The organism is Streptomyces sp. SPB074, from assembly GCF_000154905.1.
In the GTDB taxonomy this organism is placed as follows: Bacteria; Actinomycetota; Actinomycetes; order Streptomycetales; family Streptomycetaceae; genus Streptomyces.
Genome location: NZ_GG770539.1, coordinates 3,554,651 through 3,563,021, shown reverse-complemented (window position 1 = coordinate 3,563,021; position 8,371 = coordinate 3,554,651). Strand labels below are relative to the sequence as shown.

The 8,371-nt window shown below is 71.2% G+C and carries 5 protein-coding genes; 1 reads left to right on the top strand and 4 read right to left on the bottom strand.

Features of this window, described 5'->3' with window-relative positions; translation table 11 throughout:
• The 4 genes from cydD to hisC all read right to left on the bottom strand — a co-directional run.
• A partial coding sequence (gene cydD / locus SSBG_RS14685; protein WP_078491309.1) for a thiol reductant ABC exporter subunit CydD occupies positions 1-1,743 on the bottom strand: 1,743 nt, incomplete at its 3' end.
• Positions 1,744-1,953: 210 nt separating this feature from the next.
• On the bottom strand, positions 1,954-2,955 hold the full coding sequence (gene cydB, locus SSBG_RS14680) for a cytochrome d ubiquinol oxidase subunit II (protein WP_008746898.1): 1,002 nt from the start codon (positions 2,953-2,955) through the stop codon (positions 1,954-1,956).
• Between the two features lie 21 nt (positions 2,956-2,976).
• Positions 2,977-4,614, bottom strand: a complete 1,638-nt coding sequence (locus SSBG_RS14675; protein WP_037869792.1) for a cytochrome ubiquinol oxidase subunit I — start codon at positions 4,612-4,614, stop codon at positions 2,977-2,979.
• A 941-nt stretch (positions 4,615-5,555) separates the two neighbouring features.
• A complete protein-coding gene (hisC, locus tag SSBG_RS14670; RefSeq protein ID WP_008746896.1) occupies positions 5,556-6,641 on the bottom strand; it encodes a histidinol-phosphate transaminase in 1,086 nt (361 codons plus the stop codon).
• Positions 6,642-7,204: 563 nt separating this feature from the next.
• Between hisC and SSBG_RS14665 the strand changes: the two genes are divergently transcribed.
• Positions 7,205-8,371 (top strand): LacI family DNA-binding transcriptional regulator (locus tag SSBG_RS14665; protein ID WP_008746895.1); only part of this gene is annotated, 1,167 nt, incomplete at its 3' end.

Genomic DNA, 8,371 nt, shown 5'->3' with positions numbered 1-8,371 from the left:
CGGCACGGGCCGGGCTACCGGGGCGGACGGCGCCTCCGGCCGCGTACCGCCGGCCGTGACCGCGCCACCGGCTCCGGCGGGAACGGCCTGTGCGGTCGCCGCCTCCGCGCCCTGCGGCGCCTCGATCCGCACCACCCGGTCCGCCACCGCGAGGAGCGCGGGCCGGTGCACGACGAGGAGGACCGTGCGGCCCTCCGCGAGACGCCGGACGGCCGCCACGATGCCCGCCTCGGTCGCCCCGTCGAGCGCGGCCGTCGGTTCGTCGAGGAGCAGGACGGGGCGGTCCGCGAGGAAGGCGCGGGCGAGGGCGAGGCGCTGCCGTTGTCCGGCCGAGAGCCCCGCGCCGTCCTCGCCGAGTACCGTCCGCAGTCCGTCGGGCAGGTCCCGCACGAACTCCCACGCCCCGGCGTCGCGCAGCGCGCGCTCGACCTCGGTGCCGGTGGCCCCGGGCCGGGCGAGGTGGACGTTCTCGGCGAGCGTGCCCGCGAAGAGCGCGGGGCGCTGCGGGACCCAGGCGATCCTGGCGTGCCACTGGGCGGGGTCGATCTCCGCGAGATCCTTGCCGCCCACGGTGATCCGGCCCGTGTCGGGGCGGGCGAAGCCGAGGACGGCACGGAGCAGCGTCGACTTGCCCGCGCCGCTCGGCCCCACGAGAGCGACCGTCTCGCCCTGCCGGACCCGCAGCGAGACCCGGTCGAGCGCGGGCGCGGTACGGCCCGGGTGGCGCACCGTCAGTTCTTCGACGCGCAGTTCGCCCTCCGGCACTCCGGCACTGCCCGTGGCCTGCTCCTCGGCCTCCAGGACCTCGAAGACCTCCTCGGCGGCGGCGAGTCCCTCGGCCGCCGCGTGGTACTGCGTCCCGGCCTGGCGCAGCGGCAGGTACGCCTCGGGCGCCAGGACGAGCACGACGAGGGCCACGTACAGATCCATGTCGCCGTGGACGAGCCGCATCCCGATCGTGACGGCGACGAGCGCGACGGAGAGCGTCGAGAGGAGTTCGAGCGCGAAGGAGGAGAGGAAGGCGATCCGCAGCGTGCGCAGCGTGGCGCGGCGGTACTCGCCCGTGATCCGGCGGATCGACTCGGCCTGCGCCTTCGCGCGGCCGAAGACCTTGAGCGTCGGCAGCCCCTCGACCACGTCGAGGAAGTGCCCGGACAGGCGCGAGAGCAGCCGCCACTGGCGGTCCATCCGCTTCTGCGTCGCCCAGCCGATGAGGATCATGAAGACCGGGATGAGCGGGAGGGTGAGGACGATGATTGCCGCCGAGACCCAGTCCTCGGTGACGATCCGGGCCAGTACGGCGACGGGGACGACGACCGCGAGACCGAGCTGCGGGAGGTAGCGGGAGAAGTAGTCGTCGAGCGCGTCGACGCCGCGCGTCGCCAGGTTGACGAGCGAGCCGGTCCGCCGCCCTTCCAGCCATCCGGGGCCCAGGGCGGCCACCTTGTCGAGTACGCGTTGCCGCAGTTCGGATTTGACCGCCGCGCTCGCGCGGTGCGCGGCCGTCTCGGTGAGCCAGGAGACCAGGCCGCGCCCGCACGCGACCACGACGAGCAGCAGCAGCGGACGCAGCAGGCCGCCGGCGTCCCTGCCGTGCTGGAAGGCGCCCACGACGACCTCGGCGATGAGCATCGCCTGCGCCACCACCAGCAGGGCGCCGAGCACACCGAGTCCGACCACGGCCGCCAGGAAGAAGCGGCTGGCGCGGGCGCACCGCAGGAGTCGGGGATCTACAGGTTTCACGTGAAACATCCTTCCGCGAGCGAGGCGGACGGGGCGGGGTGGCGCCCGGGGAGAGCCGGGGACCGGAGAGGAAGCGGGGGAAACCGGGGGGCCGGGGGGAAACCGGGGGCGGCTCCGTACTCGTACGGGAACTCTGGCGGTACGAGTCCGGGCCGGCCGCGGAGGGTGCGGGGGCCGGCGGGTCGCCGGCCGACGGCCCCCGCACCGGTCTCAGTGCGCCCGGGCGATGTGCTGTGTCCCGATGCGCTTGCGGAAGACCCAGTACGTCCAGCCCTGGTAGAGCATGACGAGCGGCGTGGCGATGCCCGCGCACCACGTCATGATCCGGAGCGTGTACGGGCTGGACGAGGCGTTCTCGACGGTGAGGCTCCAGTCGCCGTTGAGCGAGGAGGGCATGACCGCGGGGAAGAGGGTCAGGAAGAACATCGCGACCGTGGCCACGATCGTCACCCCGGAGAGGGCGAAGGCCCAGCCCTCGCGCCCGCGCAGGCTGGCGAAGAGCGCGAGCAGGAGAGCGAGCACGGCCACCAGGAGGGCGACAAGGCTCTTCCCGTCCCCGCTGTCCGCCTGCGTCCACGCGAGGAAGCCGAGCGCGAGCAGGGCGGTGACGAGCCCGAGGCGCAGGGCCAGGGTGCGCGCCCGGTGCCGGATGTCCCCGGTGGTCTTGAGGCCGGTGAAGACCGTGCCGTGGAAGGTGAAGAGGCTCAGCGTGACGAGCCCGCCGAGGAGCGCGTAGGGGTTGAGGAGATCACCGAGGCCGCCCACGTACTCCAGGTCGCGGTCGATCTTCACCCCGTGCACGATGTTCGCGAAGGCGACGCCCCACAGGAAGGCGGGCAGCAGGGAGCACCAGAAGATGGCGTGTTCCCAGTTGCGCTGCCAGCGCTCCTCGTCCCGCTTGTGGCGGTACTCGAAGGCGACGCCGCGCACGATGAGGCACAGCAGGATGACCAGGAGCGGCAGGTAGAAGCCGGAGAAGAGCGTCGCGTACCACTCGGGGAAGGCCGCGAAGGTGGCGCCGCCGGCGGCGAGCAGCCAGACCTCGTTGCCGTCCCAGACCGGGCCGATCGTGTTGATCAGGACGCGCCGCTCGGTGCGGTCCCTGGCCAGCAGCTTCGTCAGGACGCCGACGCCGAAGTCGAAGCCCTCCAGGAAGAAGTAGCCGGTCCACAGGACGGCGATCAGGACGAACCAGACGTCGTGGAGTTCCATGGTCCTTTCCCTCCTTCGGGCTCAGTAGGAGAACGCCATCGGGCGGTCGGCGTCGTCATCGTCGTCGTCACGCACGCCGTCGCGGGTGGCGTCGCGGGTGGCGTCGCGGTCGTCGGGCGCACTCTCCGCCGCGTTCGCGGCGTCGCCGCCGGTACGGGACGGTCCGGGCCGCCCGCCGATACGCGTCGGCGGATGCAGGTCGGCCTCGGTCAGCTCGGGGGGTCCCGCCTTCGCGTACTTGGCCATGAGCTTGAACTCGATGACGGCGAGGACCCCGTACAGGAGCGTGAAGGCGCTGAGCGAGATGATCACCTCGGCCTGCGAGACGCCGGGCGAGACCGCGTCGGCCGTCTTGAAGAGCCCGTACACCGCCCAGGGCTGACGGCCCGTTTCGGTGAAGATCCAGCCCCAGGAGTTGGCGATGAGCGGGAAGCCCATCGTGGCGAGGGCCGTGAGCCAGTAGAGGCGCGTCAGGCGGGGGCTGAGCAGCTTCTCACGGAAGAGCACGAGGTGCGGCACCTCGTCCTCGCCGGTCCGCAGGTGCTGCGGCAGGAGGAACTTCTTCCTGGTCAGCCAGAGTCCGACGATGCCGAGGCCGAACGAGGCCATCCCGAAGCCGATCATCCACCGGAAGCTCCAGAAGGCGACCGGGATGTTGGGGCGGTAGTCGCCGGGCCCGTACTTCTCCTGCTCGGCCTTGTTCGTGTCGTTGATGCCGGGCACGTACGAGCGGAAGTCGTTGTCCGAGAGGAAGGAGAGGACGCCGGGGACCTCCAGGGCGACGCTGTTGTGCCCCTTGTCGACGTCCCCGTAGGCGAAGATCGAGAAGGGAGCGGTGTTCTGGCCCTCCCACAGCGCCTCCGCCGCCGCCATCTTCATGGGCTGCTGCTTGAACATGACCTTGCCGAGCGAGTCGCCGCTGACCGCGGTGAGCATCCCGGCGACGACGACCGTGACGAGGCCGAGCCGCAGCGAGGTCCGCATCGTGGCGACGTGCTGCTTGTCGTGCTTCGCACGGCGCTTGCAGCCCAGGTGCCAGGCCGCGATGCCCACGATGAAGGCGCCTCCGGTGAGGAAGGAGGCGGCGAGCGTGTGGAACATCTGGGTCAGCGTCATCTCCTGGGTCAGTACGGCCCAGAAGTCGGTGAGTTCGGCTCGTCCGCTGCCCTTGTTCACGCGGTAGCCGACGGGGTGCTGCATCCAGGAGTTCGCCGCGAGGATGAAGTAGGCGGAGAGGATCGTGCCGATCGACACCAGCCAGATCGTGGCGAGGTGCAGCTTCTTCGGCAGCTTGTCCCAGCCGAAGATCCACAGACCGATGAAGGTCGATTCGAAGAAGAAGGCGATGAGGGCCTCGAAGGCGAGCGGCGCCCCGAAGACGTCGCCGACGAATCGCGAGTAGTCGGACCAGTTCATGCCGAACTGGAACTCCTGCACGATCCCGGTGACGACCCCCATCGCGATGTTGATCAGGAAGAGCTTTCCCCAGAACTTCGTCGCGCTGAGGTACTTCTCCTTGCCGGTACGGACCCAGGCCGTCTCCAGCCCCGCCGTGAGCGCGGCGAGCGAGATGGTCAGGGGTATGAACAGGAAGTGGTAGACGGTCGTGATGCCGAACTGCCAACGGGCCAGCGTCTCGGGCGCCAGAGCGAGATCCACGAAATCCTCCTCGCTTCGCTGATCTCTGTGCACGCGGTGGGCACCGTGGGCACAGCCTGATTCCGCCCTCACGTCGTCCGGTTGATCCGCATTCGCCCAGGGCAAAGCAGCCCCAACCGGGACGCGCTTGTGAAAGCGTTCACATTCACAAGCATTATGTCCCACGGTCGTTTCATACGAACAGGGGGTCCCGCAGGGTGGGGCCCCACGATTCGGAGGTTTGCGGGGTTTGCGTACTTTATTTTGTCGCTTTTATGGCTTTTTGTGGTGGTGGTGAGGTGGTGTGCGGCTACCGAAAACGGGCTATGTGACGTCCACTACAGCGGTACGGAGCGCTCCGCTCCGACCAGGGGCTTCGAGGGCGGGGCGGCGGGGCGGCGGGGCGGCGCGGGTGGACGACGGCGGTCGGTCCGCTGGGATGCGTACGTGGCACGAGCCGGCCGCGCCGGGGTACGTACGAGGCGAGCCGGGCCGCTCGGGGGCCGCCGCACGCGACGCCCGCCCTTGCATGGGACCCCCCGCTGTCGCGCGGCGGGGCATCGCGTCGAAGGGCAGGGGACGGGCGTCCGGCATCGCGGCCTGCCCGGGACGGAGCGCCGGACGAGGCAACCTGGCCCGAGTCCCGGGGCGCCCGGAGCATCGCGGGGCGCTTCGGGAGCCGCCGCGCGCCCCTGCCGGTGAGCCGGGGCCACCACGGGCGGGCCGGGCCGTCAGGCCCGACGCACCCGGGACGTTCCACCGAAACGAGCCCGCCCCCGGGACAGCCGAGCCGCCATCTACAGGCCAGCCAGCACCTACGGACGAGCGACCGGCCCCGGCGCCACGAGCGGACCGGCGCCAAGCGCGGCCCGCCCCCAGGGGGCCCGACGGCAACCCCGTCCCCGCCCCGCGCCCCGCCCCGCGCGTCCGGCGGCTCCGTCACGTACGCGGGAGAAGGACCGTCAGCGGTTCAGTTCCTTGCGGTAACTCGCCGCGGCTGACAAGAAGATGTCGTTCGCGTCCGTCTCGCCGACGGTGACGCGGACTCCCTCGCCCGCGAAAGGCCGTACGACGACTCCCGCTCGCTCGCAGGCGGCGGCGAAGTCGAGCGTGCGGGCGCCGAGCCGCAGCCAGACGAAATTGGCCTGGGTGCCGGGAACGGTCCAGCCCTGGGAGCTCAACTCCCCCGCGACACGAGCGCGTTCGACAACGAGCGCGTCGACGCGCTCCAAGAGCGCGGACTCGGCGGCGAGCGAGGCGACCGCGGCGTCCTGCGCGAGCTGGCTCACGCCGAAGGGGACGGCGGTCTTGCGGAGTGCGGCGGCCACCGGCTCGTGCGCGATCGCGAAGCCGATCCGCAGCCCCGCGAGACCGTATGCCTTCGAAAAGGTCCGCAGCACGCACACATTGGGCCTGTCCCGGTACAGCTCGACCCCGTCCGGGACCTCGGGATCACGGATGAACTCCCGGTACGCTTCGTCCAGCACCACGAGCACATCGGAGGGCACCCGGTCGAGGAAACGTTCCAGCGCGGCCTTCCGCACCACCGTCCCCGTCGGGTTGTTGGGATTGCAGACGAAGACGAGCCGGGTCCGCTCGGTGATCGCCGCCGCCATCGCGTCGAGATCGTGCTCCTCCTCCCCCGTGAGCGGGACCTCGACGGCCTTCGCACCGCTGATCCGGGTGATGATCGGGTACGCCTCGAAGGAACGCCAGGCGTAGACGACCTCGTCACCGTCCTGAGCGGTGATCTGGAGGAGCTGCTGCGCCACGCCGACCGAGCCCGTGCCCGTGGCGAGGTGCGAGGCCGGCACGGAGAAACGTTCCGAGAGCGCCTGCACGAGACCGGTCGCCGCGAGATCCGGGTAGCGGTTGAGCGTCCCCGCCGCCGCGAGTGCGCTCTCCATCACCCCGGGGAGCGGCGGGTAGGGGTTCTCGTTGGACGACAGCTTGAACGCGGGGCCGTTCGCTCCCGAGGCCGCCTTGCCCGGCACGTAGGCCGGGATGTCGTCCAGTACCGCTCGCAGTCTGGGGTTCGTACCGCTCACCGCGGGACCTCCTTCTGTCCGTACCGGTCTACCCGAGCGGCCCGTGCCGCGCCGGGAGACGAGCCCGCGAGCCTCCCGGCCGGCCCGGGGATCGCCCACCGCCGGCGGGCCGTCGCCGCACCCGTCCGCATATTGGACACCGTGGAGAGCGCGGCCGGTAGACACCCGGCGCATGAAATGACCCACGCGCCCCCACCTTGACGCGGGCGCTCCCGCTCCACCCTCCGGGAGAGGTGCCGCCGGGCACCTTCCGGGAAAGACGGGAACAGGGCCGTCCGCCGCGCTCCGCCCGAGCGAGCACCGGGGGGGCGCACGCTCATCTGTGTGCGCCGCTGGCTGGCGCCGTGGCGCGCGTCGCCCGTAAAGGTGAGCCGCAGCCCCGGGGCGGGCCCCACGGAGGGTCGGCACGCACGCGGCAGACCGGTAGGTAGCCAGTGCGAAATGCGCTAAGTTCCTTTTGATGCAAGGTTTTTGACGGCGCATCACCTTGCAGAAACGTGACATCACAGGTCTGCATATGCACCCGCCGTGCCCGCCTGGCAGACCCCTACTATCGGCAACCCATGACAGCAGCAGGGAAGCAGCAGGTGAGCCGAGCGGAAACGCCTCGCAAGGGCAAACGGTCCGGACGGCCGGGAATCAGAGATGTGGCAGCGGCGGCGGGGGTCTCCATCACCACCGTCTCCGATGCCCTCAACGGCAAGGGCCGTCTCCCCGACATCACCCGCCACCATGTGAAGGAGGTGGCCGAACAGCTCGGCTACCGCCCTTCGGCGGCGGCACGCACACTCCGTACGGGCAAATCGGGCCTCATCGGCCTGACCGTGACCACGTACGGGGATGAACCTTTCACCTTCACCGAATTCGCCTACTTCGCGGAGATGGCGAGAGCGGCGACCTCCGCCGCCCTCGACCGGGGGTACGCCCTCGTCATCCTCCCGGCCAGTTCACGCCTGAGCCCGGTGGACGTGTGGTCGAACGTCGCGCTCGACGGCACCGTCGTCGTGGACCCGGCCGACCACGATCCCGTCGTCGCGGAACTCGTGCGGCAGGGACTGCCGGTGGTCTCGGACGGGCGCCCGGACGGCACCCTTCCGGTGACGGCATGGGTCGACAACGACCACGAGGCCGCCGTCCTCGGCATCCTCGACCACCTCGCGTCCTCCGGGGCCCGCCGCATCGGCCTCCTCACCGGGACCACGACCGACACCTACACCCGGCTCTCCACGACCGCCTACCTCGAATGGTGCCGCCGCGTGGGCCAGGACCCCGTCCTGGAGTCGTACCCGGCGCACGACCCGTGCGCGGGCGCGGTCGCCGCCGACCGGCTGCTCGCCCGCCCCGACCGCCCCGACGCCGTCTACGGGCTCTTCGACCCCAACGGCACGGATCTGCTCGCCGCCGCGCGCCGCTACGGGCTCCGGGTCCCCGAGGACCTGCTCCTGGTGTGTTGCAGCGAGTCGACGGTCTACGCCTCGACCGAGCCCCCCGTCACCACGCTCTCGCTCAAGCCCCGCCGCATCGGCACGGCCGTCGTCCAGCTCCTCATCGACGCGATCGAGGGCATCGGGGCGCCGCATCAGCTCGAACGGGTCATCCCCACCGAACTGATCATCCGCACCTCCTCCCAACGCCGCTCCCCCCGCACGACGGTGAGCCCGCCACGGGAGTCGGGGGAGGGTGCGGGTAGCGGGGGCGGAGGGGGCGGGGCGGCGGTACGGGGGGGCGGC